Below are 18,351 nucleotides of genomic sequence, written 5' to 3'. Positions count from 1 at the left end.
TCCCGCCGGGCTTTTGCTGTTTATCGAGTGTCAGCCCAGCCCGCCGATGTGGAAGGTCTTCAGCTCCAGATACTCCTCGATGCCCACCTGTGCGCCTTCTCGGCCCAGGCCGGACTGCTTGACGCCGCCGAAGGGGGCGACTTCGGTGGAAATCGCGCCGGTGTTCAGCCCGATCATGCCGGCCTCCAGCGCTTCGCCCACCCGCCAGGACCGCGCGAGGTTCTGCGTGTAGAAATAGGCGGCCAGCCCGAAAGGCGTCGCGTTGGCGAGGGCGATGGCCTCCTCCTCCGTCTCGAAGCGGAACAGCGGGGCCACCGGGCCGAAGGTCTCCTCATGCGCAAGCAGCATGTCGGTGGTGGCGTCGGTCAGCACCACCGGGGCGACATACTGCGCACCCGCCGCCGCGACGGCGGAAGAGGCGATGGTGGCCCCCTTGGACACCGCGTCGGCGACGTGGCGCTCGATCTTGGCGACGGCGGCGGCGTTGATCATCGGGCCGATGGCGACCCCCGGTTCCAGCCCGGACCCCACCCGCATGGCATTGACGCGGGCGACCAGCCGGTCGCGGAACGCCTCGTAGACGCCCGACTGCACCAGGATACGGTTGGCGCAGACGCATGTCTGTCCGCCGTTGCGGAACTTGGAGAGGAGGACACCCTCCACCGCCTGATCCAGATCGGCGTCGTCGAACACGATGAAGGGCGCGTTGCCGCCCAGTTCCAGGCTCAGCCGCTTGATGCCGTCGGCGGCACCGCGCATCAGCAGCGAGCCGACGCGGGTGGAGCCGGTGAAGGAGATCTTGCGGACGGTCTCGTTCGCCAGGAGTTCCTCACCGATGGCTTCGGGACGGCCGGTCAGGATGTTGACCACGCCGGCCGGGATGCCCGCCCGCTCGGCCAGCACGCCGAGAGCCAGCGCCGAATAGGGGGTGAAGTCCGACGGCTTGATGACCACGGTGCAGCCGGCGGCCAGCGCCGGGGCGACCTTGCGGGTGATCATGGCGTTGGGGAAGTTCCACGGCGTGATGATGCCGCAGACCCCGACCGGCTCCTTCAGCACGACGATGCGGCGGTCGGGGGTGGGGGAAGGGATGGTGGTCCCGCCGATCCGGCGCGCCTCTTCGGCGAACCATTTGACGAAGGAGGCGCCATAGCGGATCTCGCCGCGCGCCTCGTCCAGCGGCTTGCCCTGCTCCAGCGTCAGGATGCGCGCCAGATCCTCCAGATTCTCGATCATCAGCGCGTGCCAGCGCTCCAGCTGCGCGGCACGGTCGGCATGGGTGCGCCGCCTCCAGGCGGGATAGGCTTCGGCCGCGGCGGCGATGGCGTCGCGGGCGTCGGTGCCGTCCATGTCGGGAACACTGCCCAGGGTGCTGCCGGTCGCCGGGTTCTGGACGCCGATGGTCCGGCCGGCCACCCCGTCGCACCAGCGACCGCCGATCAGCCCCTGTTCGCGGAATAGGGAGGGGTCCGTCAGATGATGGCTCATGGTCGTGTCTTTTTCGCTGCGGTTGGGTTCAAGGCGATGGGGATCAAGACAGCGCCGACAGCACGGCGGCGGTGATCGCGTCCGTGCTGTCCTTGCCGGGCACCGTGCCGATGCCGCGGCCCGTGGTGTCGCCCAGTGCCGCCATGACGCGGTCGGCAGCGGCCTTTTCCCCCAGATGCTCCAGCATCATGGCACCCGACCAGATGGCGGCGATGGGATTGGCGATGCCGAGATGGGCGATGTCGGGGGCCGATCCGTGCACCGGCTCGAACATCGACGGCGCCTTGCGGTCGGGGTTCAGGTTGGCCGAGGCGGCGAAGCCCAGCCCGCCCTGGATCGCCGCCCCCAGATCGGTGAGGATGTCGCCGAACAGGTTGGAGGCGACGACCACGTCCAGGCTTTCCGGCGCCGTCACCATGCGCGCCGCCATGGCGTCGACGTGATAGCTGGTGACCTCGACGTCCGGATGCTCGGCGGCCAGCTGGCGGGTGATCTCGTCCCAGAACACCATCGAGTATTTCTGCGCGTTCGATTTGGTGACGGAGGCCAGCTTGCCGCGCCGGGCGCGGGCCTGGGCGAAGGCGAAGCGCAGGATCCGCTCCACCCCCATGCGGGTGAAGATGCCGGTCTCCACCGCCACCTCCTGCGGCGTCCCCTGATGGATGCGCCCGCCGGCGCCGGCATATTCGCCTTCGGTGTTCTCGCGGATGCACAGGATGTCGAAGCCGCCGCGGCGCAGCGGCCCCTCGACTCCCGGCAGCAGCCGGTGCGGGCGGACATTGGCATACTGGTCGAAGGCCTTGCGGATCGGCAGCAGCAGCCCGTGCAGCGACACCGCGTCCGGCACCTCCGCCGGCCAGCCGACGGCCCCCAGCAGGATAGCGTCGTACTTGCGCAAGCTGTCGATGCCGTCGGTCGGCATCATCACGCCGGTTTCCTTGTAATGGGCGCAGGACCAGGGCAGTTCGGTGCCGGTCAGCGCGAAGCCCGACTGCGTCGCCACGGCCTGCAACACCTCCCAGGCCGCGTCGACCACGGGATGCCCGATGCCGTCGCCCTTGATGATCGCAATGTTGTGGGTCTTCATCGAACGTCCCCTGTCTTTTTCATTGGATTACAGGCCGATCAGCACGCTTTTGCTGCGGCGGTTGGCGAGATAGGCCTCGCGTCCCAGATCCTTGCCGATGCCGGAGCGCTTGTAGCCGCCGGTCGGCAGGATGTGGTCGCGGGAGCGGCCATAGCGGTTGACCCACACCGTTCCGGCCTGGAGCCGCCGGGTCAGGCGGATGGCGCGCGACAGGTCGCGGGTGTAGAGGCCGGCGGCCAGCCCGTAGGTGGGATGGTCGGCCAGCGCCATCGCCTCCTCCTCGCTGTCGAAGCTCTGCACGGTCAGCACCGGGCCGAAAATCTCCTCCACCACGGCGGGGGAGGTCTGATCGACCCCGGCCAGCAGGGTCGGCGCGTAGAAATACCCCTCGGCGTCCATCGGGCCGCCGCCGGTCAGGCACTCCACCGATCCGGTTAGCGACGCCGATACGATGGCGTGGATGCGGGCGCGCTGCCGTTCGGAGATGATGGGGGAATAGCGCGTCTCCGCGTCCCAGGTCGGGCCGGGACGGACGGCGCGCATGTGGCCCAGAATCCGCTCGACCAGCGGCCCGGCTACGCCGGCTTCGACCAGCAGGCGCGACCCGGCGACGCAGGCCTGTCCGGCGTTGGACAGGACGCTGGTGGCGATGGCCGCCGCCGCCTTGTCGAGGTCGGCGTCGGCGAAGACGATCTGCGGGCTCTTGCCGCCCAGCTCCAGCGTCATCGGCTTGACGCCGCTGCGGGCGATGTCGGCCATGATCGCCGAGCCCGCCGCCGTCGATCCGGTGAAGCTGACCTTGGCGATGCCGGGATGGCTGGTGATGGCGGCACCCGTGGTCGGGCCGTCACCCTGGACGATGTTGATCAGCCCGGCGGGAAGCCCCGCCTTCACCGCCAGCTGCGCCAGCAGGACGGTGGAGAAGGGCGTCATCTCCGACGGCTTCAGCACCACCGCGTTGCCGGCGGCCAGCGCCGGGGCGAGCTTCCATCCCGCCATCGACAGCGGGAAGTTCCAGGGCGTGATGGCGCCGACGACGCCGTAGGGCTCCGTCATCACCATGCCGAGGCTGCCGTCGTCGGTGGGAACGAGGTCGCCGCCCTCCTTGTCGGCGAATTCGGCGAAGAAGCGGATCTGCTCGGCGGTGACCGCCACGTCGCCGGCCACCAGCTGGCCGACCGGGCGAGTGGAGGACAGCGCCTCCACCTTCGCCAGGGTTTCCGCCTCCTCCTCGATCAGGGTGGCCCAGCGCTGGAGCACGGCGGTGCGGTCCCGCGGGCGCAGGCCGCCCCAGTTGCTGGATTTCAGCGCCGCCTGCGCGGTGGCGACCGCTTGGTCGACGAGGTCGGCCGAGGCGACTGGGCAGTCGGCATAGGCCCGGCCGTCCGAGGGGCGGCGCATCGGCAGCCGGGGCAGTCCGTCCTCTGCCGGGATCAGGCGGTCACCGATGAAATGACCGTTCGGCAGCGGCAGGCGGTCCGGATCGAAGGACAGGCTCATGATGCGCCCTCAGTCGATGATGACGTAGATCTTGCGGACCGTCTCGATGGTCTTCCACACGCCGGTGAAGCCCGGCTTCAGGACGAAGCTGTCGCCGGCCCGGTAGACCACCGGCTCACCGGCGTCCGGGGTGATTTCGACGATTCCGGACAGGATGTGGCAGAACTCGAAGGTCTCGCCCTTGATCGACCGGGTTTCGCCCGGCGTGGCTTCCCAGACGCCGGTCCTGACGGTGTCGCCCTTGGCGGCGTCGGCGTCCTGTGCCCAGGTCTTGAAAGCGGGCGCCCCGGCGATCAGCCGGTCCGGCATCGGGGTCGATTCACGCGGGGCGAAGGGCGGGGCGGTGTCGATGGTCTTCAGCAGCGACATGGAAGCGTCCTTGGTCGATGAGCGGCCGTGCCGCGGAAGGGGTGTCGGACAACTGCGTCAGTAGCCGCGCCGCCGGTCGACCAGACCGACCGGGTCCTGCCCGGCGAAATGCCGGTTCAGGTTGGCGATGACCGCCTGGGCGGCGCTTTCCGGCTGGGTGATGCTGGCAATGTGCGGGGTGAGCACGATGTTGGGATGGGTCCAGAAGGGATGGTCGGCCGGCAGCGGCTCGGGCTCGGTCACATCGACCATCGCGGCGGACAGCTGGCCGGTGTCGAGCGCGTCCAGCAGGGCGGCGTGGTCCAGCTGCGGACCGCGCCCGGTGTGGATCAGCGCGGCACCGCGGGGCAGCTTCGCCAGCAGGGGCGCGTCAAGGAAGCCGCGGGTGTCGGGCGTCAACGGCAGCAGAACGATCAGGATGTCGGTTTCGCCCAGCATCGCGTCGAGGCCGTCCGCGCCATGGCGGCAGGTCACGCCGTCCAGTTGGCGTGGCGAGCGGCTCCATCCCGACAGCGGGAAGCCGAAGGGCTTCAGCCGCTCCAGCACCGCCTGCGCCAGCACCCCCAGCCCGAGCACGCCGATCCGGCGCTGTGCCGCCTGCGGCTGGGGCAGGGGGCGCCAGAGGCAGTCCCTCTGCTGCGCGCGGTAGGCCGGCATCTGGCGATGCAGGGTCAGCACGGCCAGCGTGGCGTATTCCTGCATCATGCGGACGATGCCGTCATCCACCATGCGGACGACCTTCACATGGTCGGGCAGGGCGGTCATGGTGAACTGGTCGACCCCGGCGCCGATGGAGAAGACGATCTCCAGATTGCGGTAGCGGGCGAGGTTTGCCGGAATGGTCCAGGTGATCAGGTAGCGCACCGCGTCGGGATCGACGCTGGCCGGGTCCATCGAAAAGGGCAGTTCCGGCAGCGCGCGGGCGAAGGCGTCCGCGAAGATCGCGCCGCGCACGGCATCGGAATTGAACAGGAAGGTCATTGAAACCCCTTTGGGATGGTCAGAGGCGGCAGCGCTGGCCCAGCGCCTCGATCATCGACTGGCAGGCGTGCAGCTCCTCGACGAGGATGTGCTCGTCGGGTCGGTGGGCCCGTGCGATGTCGCCAGGACCGCAGATGATCGCGTCGATCCCGGCGGTCTGGTACAGGCCGGCCTCCGTGCCATAGCTGACGGCGGCCTGCGGTTCGCGGCCGGTCAGCTCCTCCAGCAGGCGGGCCAGCGGCGAACGGGCGGCCAGGAACAGGGCGGGATAGGCGCTGGTCTGCGTCCAGTCGACGGCGAAGCCGCGCTCCTCCAGCCGCAGCGCCGCCTCGCGCACCGGCTCCAGCAGGGAGACGGGATCGACCCCGGCGATGGCGCGGGCTTCGAACTCAGCGGTGCAGGTGTCGGGGATGACGTTCACCGCCAGCCCGCCCTGGATGGTGCCGGCCTGAAGCGAGGAATAGGGCGGTTCGAAGACCGAATCCAGCGGGCCTTCGCTCAGGCGGCCGGCCTGGGCGACGGCGGCGGTCAGCGCGTCGGTCATGGCATGGATGGCGTTCAGCCCCTGGTCGGGGCGGGAGGAATGGCCGGACCGCCCGCGGACGGTCAGCCGCGCCGACGCCTTGCCCTTGTGGGCGCGGACGGCGCGCAGGCCGCTCGGTTCGCCGACGATGACGCCCAGCGGCGGTGCGCACAGGTCGGGCAGATGCGGTAGAAGATGCGGCGCGCCCTGGCAGCCGGCCTCCTCGTCGTAGGTGAAGGCCAGATGGATCGGCCGGGCGAGCGGGGCGGCGGTCAGGGCCGGCAGGGCCGCCAGCGCCGCCGCGATGAAGCCCTTCATGTCCGAGGTGCCGCGCCCGTAAAGCCGGTTGCCGTCGGTGCGCAGCCGGAACGGGTCGCCGGTCCATTCGGGTTCGGTGGCCGGCACCACATCCATGTGACCGGACAGGACATAGCCTGGAACCATCGCCGGGCCGATGGTGGCGAACAGGTTGAAGCGGTCGCCTTCTGGTCCCGGCAGAACCCGGACGCGGACCCCCGCAGCCTCCAGAATGCCGCGGATGCCGTCGACGATGGCGCCGTTGGGGGTTCCGACGACGGAGGGAAAGGCGATCAGATCCTTCAGGATGTCGGTCACGGTCATGACGGCCTCACCTTGTCCTCATGCTGCGCGCTTCGAGGCGCGGGGGGCGTTGCGGGTTCGCTGCTGTGTGCGGAGAGGGGTGCGGGCCCTGGCGGTTGTGGCAGGTACGATCTTATCCGGCCGCCGCTCCATTCCGTGCCGAATGCATGGGCGATTTGGTTGATTGTTGTGCCGACCCGGTGCTTTGCGGTGAATTGTGCGGCGGCTGCTCAGGTAATCTCGGGGAGCGCTGGATGGTTCAGGCGTGCCGGTTGACCCAATGGAGCACTGCCTCACGTTATGGAAAATCCGGGGAGGGGAAAGCGTTGAGCGAGAGCGGCATAGAGGACAGCGTTGGCGATGGGGTGGGGGACGGTGCGTTACCGGGCTCCCGGACCGTCGACGCCTTCGACGTGCGGGTGGCCGACATCGCCGACATCGACCTTGAGCGCCTGCAGGCTCTGTCGATCTCGGTCGGCTGGCCGCATCGCGCGGAGGACTGGCAGTTCGTGCGCGAGGTCGGCCATGGCTTCGTCGCGCTGGACGAGATCGACCGCGTTCTGGCATCGGCGATGTGGTTTCCCCACGGCGACGATTTCGCCACCATCGGCATGGTCATGACCTCGCCCCGGCTGCAAGCGCTGGGGGTCGGCGACTGGCTGATGAAACGGGTGCTGTCGGCGTCGGCGGGGCGGACCTACCGGCTCAACGCCACCCGTGCGGCGCTGGCGCTGTACCGTTCGCTCGGCTTCATCGGCCACCGGACCGTGTTCCAGTGCCAGGGCGAGGCGCGACGGAGCGACCGTGCCGCGCCGATGCCAGCACCCATGCCAGCGCCCGTACCGGCGGTGCGGCGGTTGGAGGCGGCGGATCTCGCGGCGGTGACGGCGCTGGACGAACGTGCCTTCGGAATTTCGCGGGCCGGGCTGATGGCGCGGCTGTTCGGGCAGTCGGTCGGCTATGGCCTGGAACGTGACGGGGCTCTGGTGGCCTTCGCGCTTTGCCGTCCCTTCGGCCGCGGGCATGTCGTCGGTCCGGCGGTCGCCGGGACGGACGAGGATGCGATTGCCGTGGTCCAGCCCCTTGTGGACGAGCATGACGGACGTTTCCTGCGCCTGGACACCCATCTGGACGAAGGGCCCTTCCCGCTGTTCGTCGCCCGGTCGGGCTTGAGGATTCATGACACGGTGCTGACCATGTCGCTGGGTGCGCCGCTGACCGATCCATCGACGCGGGCGCCGGACCGTCCCGTCACCTACGCACTCGCCACCCAGGCCCTGGGCTGAGCCGCCAACTTCTAAAAGCCGCCAGCTCCCATAATAAGGATGCGCCGATCATGCCGGGACAGACGCCGGAACCCTCCGCCGGCTCTCAAGCTGACTCCGTGCCCGACCCTTCTCCCGTTCCATCCTACTCCGCCAGCCGCGGCGGGATCATGCTTCGGCTGGTGTCGGCCGGGCTGTTCGTCGTCATGTCGCTGTTCGTCCGGCTGGCCTCCCTCGAGGCCCCGATCGGGCAGATCGTCTTCTTCCGTAGCGCCTTCGCGCTGCCGCCGATCATCGCCTACCTGATGTGGCGCCGGCAGTTTCCGTCGGCCCTCTGGACGCGGCAGCCGGTCGGGCATCTGAAGCGCAATCTCTATGGCGGCCTGGCGATGGTGCTCTCCTTCGTCTCGCTGGCCTATCTGCCGCTGGCGCTGGCGACCGCGCTGGGCTTCCTGGCTCCGCTGCTGGCGGTGCCGGCCGCCATGCTGTTCCTGCGCGAACGGCCAGGCGCGGTGGCCATCGGCGCGGCGCTGGTCGGCTTCGCCGGCGTGGTGCTGATGCTGGTGCCGGCCTTCGAAGGGCCGACGCTGGACCGCGGCACCCTCATCGGGGTTGCGGCCGGGCTGGCGATGGCGTTCGCGACCGCGGCGGGCCGGGTCGAGATCAAGACTCTGACCGCGACCGAAGCGCCGGGGACCATCGCCTTCTACTTCGCCCTTCTTTGCGCACTCGGCGGTCTGGCGAGCTGGCCCTTCGGCTGGATCGTCCCGACCGGGCCGTCCCTGGCCTGCCTGATCGGGGCGGGCATCTCCGGCGGTCTGGCACACATCACCATGACCGAGGCGATGGCCCGGGCGCCGGTGTCGACCCAGGCGCCCTTCGACTACACCGCCATGCTGTGGGCGCTGATCCTCGACGCGGCTATCTTCGGCCTGCTGCCCTCTCCGGTCAGCCTTGCCGGCGCCTTCGTCATCGCCGCCTCCGCCCTGGTGGTCCCGCTGTCCGGCCGGTTCACGGCCCGGTCCGAAGCACTGCGGCCCGCCCGCTGAGAAGCAGGCGGGTCTGGCACCGTCAGGCTTGCGCCGCCTGCACGGCGGCGGTCTGGAAACGGCCGATGCGGAAGTCGTGCAGCGGCGTTTCGCTGTGCCCGGTGGCGATGATCTCCGCCATCACGTCGCCGACGCCGGGGCCGAGCTGGAAGCCGTGGCCGCTGAAGCCGAAGGCGTGGAACAGTCCGGGCGTCGTCGCCGATGCCCCCATGACCGGCAGCTTGTCGGCGACATAGCCCTCGCAGCCCGACCAGGTGCGGATCACCGTGACATCGGCCAGCGCCGGCAGCAGCCGGACCAGGGCCCGCAACTGGCCGGGCAGCCGCCCCGGGTCGGCCCTGGCATGGCCGGGATCGAGCGCCACCGGCACCCGCTCCGCCCCACCGCCGAAGACGATGTTGCCGCGTTCCACCTGACGAAGATAACCGTCCCCGCCGGCGCGCGACCACATGCCGACCACCGGCAGGATCCGGTGCGGCAGGGGTTCGGTCACGCCCATCTGCGGCCCATAGGCCGCCATCGGCACGCTTTCGCCGAAGCGGGCGGCGATGGTCGCTCCCCAGGCCCCGGCGGCGTTCAGCAGGCGATCCGCGGTGAAGCGGCCCCGGTGCGTCGTCGCTTCGAAGCCCGACGCGGTGGCCGACACCTCCACCGGCCCGCACTCCTCGACGATCTCCGCGCCCAGACGGCGGGCGGCGTCGGCGAAGGCGGGGGCGATCAGGCGGGGGTTGCCGCTGCCGTCCTGCGGCGAGAAGGAGGCGGCGATGGCGCCCGGCCCCAGGCCGGGGAAGCGGCGGCGGATCTCCGGCGGCGACAGTTCATCCAGTTCCAGCCCCCAGGGCCGCGCGTCGGCGATGTAGCGGCGCACGTCGGCCAGACCATCCTCGTCGAACACCAGCCGCAGATGGCCGGTGGCGCGGAACTCGACATCCCGCCCCAGCAGCCGCTCCGCCTCCCCCCACAGCGCCCGCGAGCGGTGGGCGAGCGGCAGTTGCGGCAGATAACGCCCGGTGCGGCGGATGTTGCCGAAGGACGCCACCGTGGCGCCGGTGCCGACGCGGTTGCGCTCCAGCAGCGTGACGGACAGGCCGCGCCGGGCCAGGAAAAAGGCGGCGGCCGATCCGATCAACCCGCCGCCCAGCACGATAACCCTCATCGACCTCTCCCACATGCGGGCGGACATGGCTCCGCCCCATCGGTCAGGCTGCCCACGACCGGCGGGCTGGTCAAAGACGGGTTCGGCAGGATCCCATAAGGCCGGGCTATGGGAGCGCCGCCTTATGCGGCGCAATGCATAAGCCCGCCTTATGTGTTTGCGCTCAATGGCTCTTAGACCGTCCCCGGCCCGCCATGTCAGCTTTCCGTCCGGATCAGACACAGACTGACTTGCCGAGAGGAGCGGAGATGGACGGAGGCTTGGGTGAGGCCGATTGGAAGGTCGGCGTCGACATCGGCGGGACATTCATCGATTTCTGCGCGCTGGACACGCGGTCGGGACGGGTGGCGTCGCTGAAGGTGCTGACGACGCCGGACGACCCCGGCGCGGAGCTGATGACCGGCCTGACCCTGCTGGCGGAGCGCGAGGGGCTGGACCCGCGCGCCGTCACCCGTTTCGTGCACGGCACGACGGTGGGCATGAACACGGTGATCCAGCGCAAGGGCGCGCCGCTGGCGCTGCTGACCAATGCGGGGTTCGAGGATGTGATCGAACTTGCCCGGCTGCGCATGCCGGACACCTATTCGCTGTTCTGCTCGCGCCCCGACCAGCTCATCGCCCGCGACATGGTCTTCGGCATTCCCGCCCGGCGGCGCTCCGACGGGACGGAACGGCAGGCCCCCGACATGGCGGCCGTCGCCGATGCCGTCGCCGCCGTCAAGGCCAAGGGGGCGATGGGCGTCGTCGTCTCCTTCCTCCATTCCTGGCGCGACGACGCCCACGAAACCGCGGTGAAGGAGGAGGTCGCCCGGCTGGCCCCGGAGCTGTTCGTCTTCACCTCCGCCGAGGTCTGGCCGGTGATCCGCGAGTATGAGCGGACGACGACCGCGGTCCTGAACGCCTATGTCCATCCCCGGATTTCCGGCTACCTCTCGGCGCTGGAAGGGAGGCTGGCCGGGCGCGGGGTGCCCGCCCGCCCGCTGCTGACCAAGTCCAACGGCGGCGTGATGAACGCGGCGGAGGGCAAGCGGGCCTGCGTCCACATGCTGCTGTCCGGTGCCGCCTCCGGGGTGAACGGCGCGGCGTGGCTGGCCCGGCAGGCGGGGGAGCCGCGCATCCTGACGCTCGACATCGGCGGCACCTCGGCCGATTTCGCCCTGATCGTCGACGGGCAGGCCCAGTTCGGCGTCGGCGAGATGATCGGCGAGTTCCCGCTGCACATCCCGTCGGTCTCGGTCAGCTCCATCGGCATCGGCGGCGGGTCGATTGCCAGCGTCGACGGGCAGGGCGTGCTGCGTGTGGGGCCGGAGTCCGCCGGTTCGACGCCGGGTCCGGCCTGCTATGGCCGCGGCGGCGACTGGGCGACGGTGACCGACGCGATGGTGGTGTGCGGCTGGCTCGGCCACAGCCAGATGGCCTACGGGCAGCTGCGGATGGATGCCGACCTCGCCCGTGCCGCCGTCAAGCGGCTGGCCGACGAACTGTACCGCTCGGTGGAGGCGACCGCCCAGGCGATCCTCGACGTCGCAGTGTCGGAAATGTTCGCGGAGGTCGAGAAGATGGCCGCGCGGGCCGGCGTCGATGTGCGGGACTTCGCGCTGATGCCCTTTGGCGGCGGCGGTCCGATGCTGGGCGTGTTCCTGGCGCGCGAGCTGGGGATGCCGCGCGTCGTCGCTCCGCGCTGGCCGGGCGTGGTGTCGGCGCTGGGCGGTCTGGTCGCCGACCTGCGCGGCGATTTTGTCCGCACCCTGTTCGCCGACCTTTCCCCCGGCCTGATGCCGGCGCTGCGCGAGGCCTTCGCCGCGATGGGCAGGGAAGGGCGCGACTGGCTGGCGGCGCAAGGCCATACCGGTGCCGCCGAGCTGAGGGTCGTCGCCGACATGCGCTATGCCGGCCAGAGCTACGAGATCGAGACGGCGCTAAATCCCGAATGGCTGGATGGCGGCGATACTAGCGGCGATCCTGGCGCCATCGCCGAGGCCTTCCATGCGGCGCATACCCGGCTTTACGATTTCCATGACCCCGACGGGCGGATCGAGATCGTCAACCTGCGCCTGTCCGCCATCGGCAACGGCCCGGCCTTGCATTTCCCGACGGCACCGGAGGAACCGCATGCCGCCTCGGCGGAGCGCAGCGTGCCGGTCTTCACCGGCGGCGCCGTGACCCCGGTCGGGCTGTACCGCCGTGCGGACTTGCAGGCCGGCGCACGCTTCGAGGGACCGGCCATCGTCGCCCAGGAGGACACCACCTTCGCCATCCCGGCCGGGACCTCGGCCCGTGTCGATGCGCATCTCAACCTCCACCTGACCTTTGCGGAGTGACGCCTGTGTTCGATCGGATGAAGCTTCAGGTGCTGGCGAACCACGCGCGGTCGGCGGCCGAGAACATGGCCCACACGCTCCAGCGCACCGCCCACTCCGCCTTCGTCAAGGAGACGGAGGATTTCACCGTCATGCTGCTGAACCGCCGGGGCGAGACCTTCGGCGTGCCGATGGAGCTGGGGGCGACCTGGTATCCCGGCCTGACCTATGGCCGCGCCATCGACATGATCGAGGACTACCGGCCCGGCGACGTCGCCTTCACCAACGATCCCTACTCCGGTTTCGTGGCGACCCACGCCCCCGACACCCATTTGTGGAAGCCGGTCTTCTATGAGGATGAGATCATTGCCTGGACCGGCGGGCACATCCACAACACCGACATGGGCGGCGCCGTCCCGGCCTCGCTGTCGCGGGCGCTGACCGAAATCCATCAGGAAGGCATCCGCTTTCCGCCGATGAAGCTGGTCCGCGAAGGGGTGTTCGACGAGCAAATCCTGCGGATCATGACCACCAACGTCCGCAAGCCCGACCTGAACATCGGCGACATCAAGGCTCTGGTCGGCGCGCTCAACACCGGGGAGCGCAAGATCCTCGCCATGGTGGAGAAGTTCGGCAAGACCGCCTTCCTCGACGGCGTCGACGCCCTGCTCGACCATGCCGAGGCGCAGGCGCGCGACATCCTGCGCGCGATGCCCGACGGGCGGTGGGAGTTCGCCGACTATGCCGACGAGGATTCCGTCACCGCCAACCCCTGCCGGCTGAAGCTGACCCTGACGATCAGGGGCGACGAGGCGGTGCTGGACTTCACCGGCTCGGACCCGCAGCTGGCATCCTCGCTCAACGTGCCGTCGGGTGGCGATCCCCGCCACACAATCCTGCTGGTCGGCGTCTATTACGTCCTCTACACCCTCGATCCGAAAATCCTGCTGAACACCGGGCTGACCCGGCCCTTCACCTGCATCACCCCGGAAGGGACGGTCCTGAACCCGACCTTCCCGGCGGCGGTGGGGATGCGGTCGCTGACCTGCGCGCGGCTGCGCTCGGTGATCTTCGGCGCCTTCTCCCAGGCGGTGCCGGAGCGGCTTCCGGCGGCCCCGGCCGGCAACAACTGCATCGTCAACGTGATGACCACCGACGAGCGGACCGGCAGCCGCATCATCGCCGCGGTGAACCCGGTGGTCGGCGGCGGCGGCGGCATGCCGCACCGCGACGGCACCAACGGGTCGGGCGCCGACGCCGCCTATCTGAAGAACACGCCCATCGAGATCACCGAGATGGAAACCCCGGTGGAGTTCGTCCGCTACGGGCTGGCGGCCGACAGCGGCGGGGCCGGGCGCTGGCGCGGCGGGCTGGCCACCCACATGGCCTTCCGCGTCTTCTCCCCCGACACCCGGATCACCGCACGCAACCGCGACCGCGGATTCTTCCGCCCCTGGGGCGTGCTGGGCGGCCGGGCGGCGGGGCTGTCGGACATGGTGGTCAATCCCGGCACGCCGGGCGAAAGGCGGCTGGGCAACATCGACACGGCGGTGCTGCAACCGGGCGACGTGCTGGACATCCGTTCGGCCGGCGGCGGCGGCCGGGGCGATCCGTTCACGCGCAAGTCCTGGCGGGTGGCCCAGGACGTGGCGCGCGGCTATGTCTCGGTGGAGGCGGCGGAGCGGGAGTATGGCGTCGTCATCCGCGACGGCGTGCTCGACACGCAAGCCACCGACCGGCTGCGTGCGAACCGGACGGCCCCCACCGGGCATTTCCATTTCGGACCGGAGCGCGAGGGCTACGAGCGGCAATGGACGCCGGACGCCTACGAGTTCCTGACGCGCACCCTCGCCGGCCTGCCGATCCACTGGCGCTTCTTCGCCAAGACGGAGATTTTCGGCCGTATGGCCGGCCGCGATGGCGCCGGCGGGGTTGAAGCGGCGCTGGCCGAGGTCTATGCCCGCTTCCCCGAAATGCCTCCCTCGAAGGCCCTGGTCCGCGAGGCGGCGGAATGAGCGGAACGGCGGCGGGCAGGCTGGTCAGGCTGGCCGAGACGGGGCGCGACCCGGTCCGCTTCCTGCTGGATGGCGTGGAGCGTGTGGCGCTTGCCGGCGATACGGTGCTGACGGCGATCCTCACCAACGCCCCGGCGCTGCGGCAGGCGGAGTTCGGCCCGGAGCGGCGCGCCGGCTTCTGCCTGATGGGGGCCTGCCAGGATTGCTGGATATGGCAGGAGCAGGGTGCACGCATCCGCGCCTGCTCCACGCCGCTGGCCGAGGGTATGCGGCTGCTGACCCGGACGCGGGAGGATTGGCCATGACGGAACCAAATCAGCCGCGCGTCGTGATCGTCGGGGCCGGTCCGGCCGGGATTCGGGCGGCGGAAACGCTGGCGGCGGCCGGTCTGCGCCCGACGGTGATCGACGAGGGCGCGCGGGCCGGCGGGCAGATCTACCGCCGCCCGCCCGACGGTTTCACCCGCCCGCCCAAGGCGCTCTATGGCTCGCAGGCCGGCAAGGCGGTGGCGCTGCACGCCGTCTTCGACGGGCTGGCGGCGGCGGGCCGCGTCGTCCATCTGCCGCGCCATTCCGTCGTTGCGCTTGCCGGCGGTGTGCTCCATGCGGTCAGTGACGGCGGAAGCCGCCGGATCGGCTACGACCGGCTGATCCTGGCGACTGGGGCGACCGACCGTCTGGCGCCGGTACCGGGCTGGCAGGCTCCCGGCGTCTACAGCCTGGGCGCGATGCAGATCGCGTTGAAGGCCCAGGGCGTGGCGATGGGGCGGCGGATCGTGCTGGCCGGGTCGGGGCCGTTGCTGACCCTGCTGGCGACCCAACTGCTGAAGGCGGGGGCGGAGGTCGCCGCGGTCCTCGACACCGCCGGCCTGCGCGGCCAGATCGCCGCCGTCCCCGACCTCGCCGCCCGCCCGTCCTTCGCCCTGCAAGGGCTGGCGATGCGGGCGCGGCTTGGGCGGCTCTACCATGCCGGCGTCGTTCTGGAGGGGATCGAGGCGACGGAAGGCGGGGTGACGGCGGTCCGCTGGACGGATGCCGGCGGACGGTCGCGTCGGACGGCCTGCGATGCCGCCGGGCTGGGCTGGCATTTGAAGGCGGAAACCCAGCTTGCCGATCTTGCCGGCTGCCGGTTCGCCTATGATGCGACCTGGGCGCAGTGGCTGCCCAGCACCGACCGCATGGGCCGGGCCGGGGAGGGCGTCTATCTGGCCGGCGATGGCCTTCGCCTGCTGGGGGCCGACGGGGCGGAGGTCGCCGGACGCCTCGCCGCGGCGGCCTGCCTGTCCGATCTGGGGCTGTCCGATCTGGGGTTGCCGGTTCCGGACATCGCGGCCGATCTGAAGCGTCTCGACCGGCTGGAACGCTTCGCCCGCGGCATCGCCCGTGCCTTCCCCTGGCCGGTGGATCGGGTGCGGGCGGTCCCCGACGACACCGTTCTCTGCCGCTGCGAGGGGATTACCGCCGGTTCGGTGCGTGAGACGGCGGCCTATGGCGGGGCGGAGGCCAACCGGGTGAAGTCTCTGGGCCGTGCCGGGATGGGGCGCTGCCAGGGCCGCTATTGCCAGCTGGCCGCGGCCGACCTGATCGCCGCCTCCGGCGGGCTTGCGCATGCCGGAGAGGTGGGGCGCCTGCGTGCGCAAGCCCCCGTCCGCCCGACGCCGGTCCGCGCGTTGCTGGAGGAGGAGTGAGCGGCGGTGATCGTCCCGCAGCATCCGGTGCAGGTCCGCCCCTCTCCCTCGCTGATAGAACCTCATGGTCCGGATCCAGAAATGGACTTCCCAGGATGGAGGCATTGTGATCCAAAGCCCTGGACGGGGCGTCGCGGCGGGCGCCGATCCGGTCTGCCCGATGCTCAGGCACGAGCCGAAGAGTGAAGGAAACCGATGTTGGCCGGAGGCGACCGTGAAGCGCAGCGTTGAGAACGCGGAGCATTACCACTGGGGGGACCGCTGCGACGGATGGGTGCTTTCCCCCTCTCCGGACATGACGGTCATTCAGGAGCGCATGCCGGCCGGAACGGTGGAGCGCAGGCATGTCCATGGTAGGGCGCGCCAGTTCTTCTACGTGCTCTCCGGCGAACTGACGATGGAGCTGGAAGGAACCCGCCACCTGATCACTGCGATGTCCGGGATCGAGATTCCTCCGGGAAGCCGCCATCAGGCCCGGAACGACAGCGGCGCGGACGTGCATTTTCTCGTCGTGTCGTCCCCGACGACACGGGGCGACCGAACCGACCTCGACGGCTGAGCCGCACTCTCAGCGCCGGTAGGTCGGCGCTGGCAGCGGCAGGGGCGCCGGGTTCAGCGTCACCCAATCGAGGGCGAGCGCACGAAGCCGGACGCTGTCGTCACCGATCCTGGCCTTCGCCTCGCCGATCGTCCGGTCGGCCTCCGACAGCGCGGACCTGGGCAAAGGCGTGGCGGAGCGGATGTGGTGCAGGAAGGCATCGGCCATCTTGTGATACTCCGCATCCCAGTTGACGCCGCCGTTGCGTTCGAGTTCGTCGTTGATCCTGCCTGCGATGCGGATGACCTCGCCCTGCACGGTGTCCGCAGGGCCGGTCGAGGGCACCAGCAGATCCCAAAGCTCCCGGTATTGCTCTTCCCAGCCGGCCGCCCTGGCGACGACAGGCGATCTGCCATCATGCATCACGCGGCGCGGAACGGGCGTCACGCCGAACAGCGCATAGAGCCGGTCCAGCGCGGCACTTGTCGCCTCTACATCGTCGGGGTTGTATCCGGTGCGATGGAATTCGAACTGCGTGCCGATGCGCTCCACCAGGGCCGCGATCTCCGGCGGCGCCACGGTCCTGTCGTCACAGCCCTTGCCGAGGAGACGGCCGAGCAGGGATTTCGGCCTGGCCGCGGCCGTCCGGCCCTCGGCGGCCACCAGCAGCTGGGCGGCGGCTTCCACCCGCCTGATGTCGCTGTTGGCACAGCGCCGCAACGCATAGGCCAACGGCGTCTGGCCGCTGCCGTCGAGCGCGTCGACACGCGCGCCATGGGCCAGCAGCAGCTCGACTGCCCGCAGATTGCCGACCGCGGCCGCCTTGTGGAGCGGCGTGCCGCGCGCAGCCTCGCCGCTGTGCACGTCGGCGCCGAGATCCAGCAGAATTTTGATCCGGCCTTGCCAGTGGCCGGAGCGCGCATGAAGCGGGGTGTCGCCGTAACTGTCGGGTGCGGAGACATCCGCGCCCTGCTCGACGAGCCAGCGGGCGAGCGCGTCGGGGCATTCGTTGAAGGCGAGGGCGGTCTGCTTGAACACGCCGCCGCGGGCATTCACGTCGCAGCCGTCGAAAACCGCCTTCAGCGCCTCGACGTCGCCCGTCCTCAACAGGCTCTCGAAATCCTTCGGCAGCGTCTTTCGTTTCGCCTTCTCCACAGCAACTCTCTCGGATCTGAGGGAAGCCGGCAGGATGCCGACGCATCGGCCCCGCCGGCGACCGGCATAAGCCACCGCCTCGCCGCAACACTCTCAAGGCGGATTATGTCAGAAGCGAATGACTATGGCATGCGATGTGCTGATCGGCAGCTCGGTTTTATAGGTGATCTGCTTCAGCACCAGATTGGACCTGATGGTGGAGACGAACTCTATTTTCGACAGCTTGCTGGCGATCAGATGTTCCAGCTCCTCGACATCCCGGACGATCACGCGCAGAAGGAAATCGCAGTCGCCCGTCATCCAGTTGCATTCCATCACCTCGGGAATCCGCTCGACGGCATCGCGGAAATTTTCCAGAGCCGATTGCGGCTGCTTGTCGAGCTTGACCTGGATATAGGCATTGATTTCCAGCCCCATCACCTTCGGATTCAGAAGGGTGACCCGCCGGTCGATGATGCCGGTCTGCTCCAGCTTCTTCACCCGTGTGAGGCAGGGCGAGGGGGAGAGGTTGATTCTGCCGGCAAGCTCGACGTTCGTCAGGTTTGCGTCTTTTTGCAGCTCGTTGAGGATCTTGATGTCCGTTCGGTCGAGCGTCAACGTGTTCATCATGATGACTCCCTGTTGTAGTCTTGACGGCC

At 69.7% G+C, this 18,351-nt stretch carries 16 protein-coding genes; 7 read left to right on the top strand and 9 right to left on the bottom strand.

Annotation, left to right across the window (positions count from 1 at the left end; all coding sequences use genetic code 11):
• Positions 1 to 30: 30 nt before the first annotated feature.
• Genes ABNQ38_RS35440 through argE form a run of 6 tightly spaced genes read right to left on the bottom strand, consistent with a single transcriptional unit; the run spans position 31 to position 6,569 of the window.
• Positions 31 to 1,488: an NAD-dependent succinate-semialdehyde dehydrogenase gene (locus ABNQ38_RS35440; protein ID WP_377811263.1), complete on the bottom strand. Its 1,458-nt coding sequence runs from the start codon at positions 1,486 to 1,488 to the stop codon at positions 31 to 33.
• Between the two features lie 43 nt (positions 1,489 to 1,531).
• Entirely contained in the window at positions 1,532 to 2,575 is a 1,044-nt protein-coding gene (locus ABNQ38_RS35435) for a tartrate dehydrogenase (protein WP_377811262.1), read from the bottom strand.
• Positions 2,576 to 2,602: 27 nt separating this feature from the next.
• Positions 2,603 to 4,075, bottom strand: coding sequence for an aldehyde dehydrogenase family protein (locus tag ABNQ38_RS35430; protein WP_377811261.1), 1,473 nt, complete (start codon positions 4,073 to 4,075; stop codon positions 2,603 to 2,605).
• A gap of 9 nt (positions 4,076 to 4,084) precedes the next feature.
• Entirely contained in the window at positions 4,085 to 4,444 is a 360-nt protein-coding gene (locus ABNQ38_RS35425) for a cupin domain-containing protein (protein ID WP_377811260.1), read from the bottom strand.
• A gap of 57 nt (positions 4,445 to 4,501) precedes the next feature.
• On the bottom strand, positions 4,502 to 5,425 hold the full coding sequence (locus ABNQ38_RS35420) for a 2-hydroxyacid dehydrogenase (RefSeq protein ID WP_377811259.1): 924 nt from the start codon (positions 5,423 to 5,425) through the stop codon (positions 4,502 to 4,504).
• A gap of 19 nt (positions 5,426 to 5,444) precedes the next feature.
• Entirely contained in the window at positions 5,445 to 6,569 is a 1,125-nt protein-coding gene (argE, locus tag ABNQ38_RS35415) for an acetylornithine deacetylase (RefSeq protein ID WP_377811258.1), read from the bottom strand.
• 305 nt (positions 6,570 to 6,874) lie between these two features.
• On the opposite strand from argE, the gene ABNQ38_RS35410 reads away from it, so the two are divergent.
• Both ABNQ38_RS35410 and ABNQ38_RS35405 read left to right on the top strand, forming a co-directional pair.
• A complete protein-coding gene (locus tag ABNQ38_RS35410) occupies positions 6,875 to 7,834 on the top strand; it encodes a GNAT family N-acetyltransferase (protein WP_377811257.1) in 960 nt (319 codons plus the stop codon).
• Between the two features lie 50 nt (positions 7,835 to 7,884).
• Entirely contained in the window at positions 7,885 to 8,862 is a 978-nt protein-coding gene (locus tag ABNQ38_RS35405) for a DMT family transporter (protein WP_377811256.1), read from the top strand.
• Between the two features lie 22 nt (positions 8,863 to 8,884).
• Here ABNQ38_RS35405 and ABNQ38_RS35400 read toward each other — a convergent pair whose 3' ends face one another.
• Entirely contained in the window at positions 8,885 to 10,018 is a 1,134-nt protein-coding gene (locus ABNQ38_RS35400; protein WP_377811255.1) for an NAD(P)/FAD-dependent oxidoreductase, read from the bottom strand.
• Positions 10,019 to 10,266: 248 nt separating this feature from the next.
• On the opposite strand from ABNQ38_RS35400, the gene ABNQ38_RS35395 reads away from it, so the two are divergent.
• The 5 genes from ABNQ38_RS35395 to ABNQ38_RS35375 all read left to right on the top strand — a co-directional run bounded on the left by ABNQ38_RS35395 (position 10,267) and on the right by ABNQ38_RS35375 (position 16,579).
• On the top strand, positions 10,267 to 12,339 hold the full coding sequence (locus ABNQ38_RS35395; RefSeq protein WP_377811254.1) for a hydantoinase/oxoprolinase family protein: 2,073 nt from the start codon (positions 10,267 to 10,269) through the stop codon (positions 12,337 to 12,339).
• Positions 12,340 to 12,344: 5 nt separating this feature from the next.
• On the top strand, positions 12,345 to 14,333 hold the full coding sequence (locus ABNQ38_RS35390; protein ID WP_377811253.1) for a hydantoinase B/oxoprolinase family protein: 1,989 nt from the start codon (positions 12,345 to 12,347) through the stop codon (positions 14,331 to 14,333).
• Positions 14,330 to 14,638: a (2Fe-2S)-binding protein gene (locus tag ABNQ38_RS35385; RefSeq protein ID WP_377811252.1), complete on the top strand. Its 309-nt coding sequence runs from the start codon at positions 14,330 to 14,332 to the stop codon at positions 14,636 to 14,638. Before ABNQ38_RS35390 ends, ABNQ38_RS35385 begins: the two co-directional genes overlap by 4 nt.
• A complete protein-coding gene (locus ABNQ38_RS35380; protein WP_377811251.1) occupies positions 14,635 to 16,020 on the top strand; it encodes an FAD-dependent oxidoreductase in 1,386 nt (461 codons plus the stop codon). Before ABNQ38_RS35385 ends, ABNQ38_RS35380 begins: the two co-directional genes overlap by 4 nt.
• A 160-nt stretch (positions 16,021 to 16,180) precedes the next feature.
• Positions 16,181 to 16,579 carry a cupin domain-containing protein gene (locus ABNQ38_RS35375; RefSeq protein ID WP_377811462.1) on the top strand — a complete coding sequence of 133 codons (399 nt, stop codon included), beginning with the start codon at positions 16,181 to 16,183 and terminating at the stop codon, positions 16,577 to 16,579.
• Between the two features lie 9 nt (positions 16,580 to 16,588).
• Here ABNQ38_RS35375 and ABNQ38_RS35370 read toward each other — a convergent pair whose 3' ends face one another.
• Together ABNQ38_RS35370 and ABNQ38_RS35365 are read right to left on the bottom strand one after the other, a co-directional pair.
• Positions 16,589 to 17,713: an ankyrin repeat domain-containing protein gene (locus tag ABNQ38_RS35370; RefSeq protein WP_377811250.1), complete on the bottom strand. Its 1,125-nt coding sequence runs from the start codon at positions 17,711 to 17,713 to the stop codon at positions 16,589 to 16,591.
• A 108-nt stretch (positions 17,714 to 17,821) separates the two neighbouring features.
• The gene (locus ABNQ38_RS35365) at positions 17,822 to 18,319 is read right to left on the bottom strand and encodes an Lrp/AsnC family transcriptional regulator (protein ID WP_098735120.1); all 498 of its coding nucleotides are present in this window, start codon (positions 18,317 to 18,319) and stop codon (positions 17,822 to 17,824) included.
• Between the last annotated feature and the right edge of the window lie 32 nt (positions 18,320 to 18,351).

The sequence above is a fragment of the Azospirillum sp. A29 genome (assembly GCF_042604625.1).
Lineage (GTDB): Bacteria > Pseudomonadota > Alphaproteobacteria > Azospirillales > Azospirillaceae > Azospirillum > Azospirillum palustre.
Note: the sequence above shows the minus strand (reverse complement) of the source record. Positions and strands in the feature narration are given on the sequence as shown.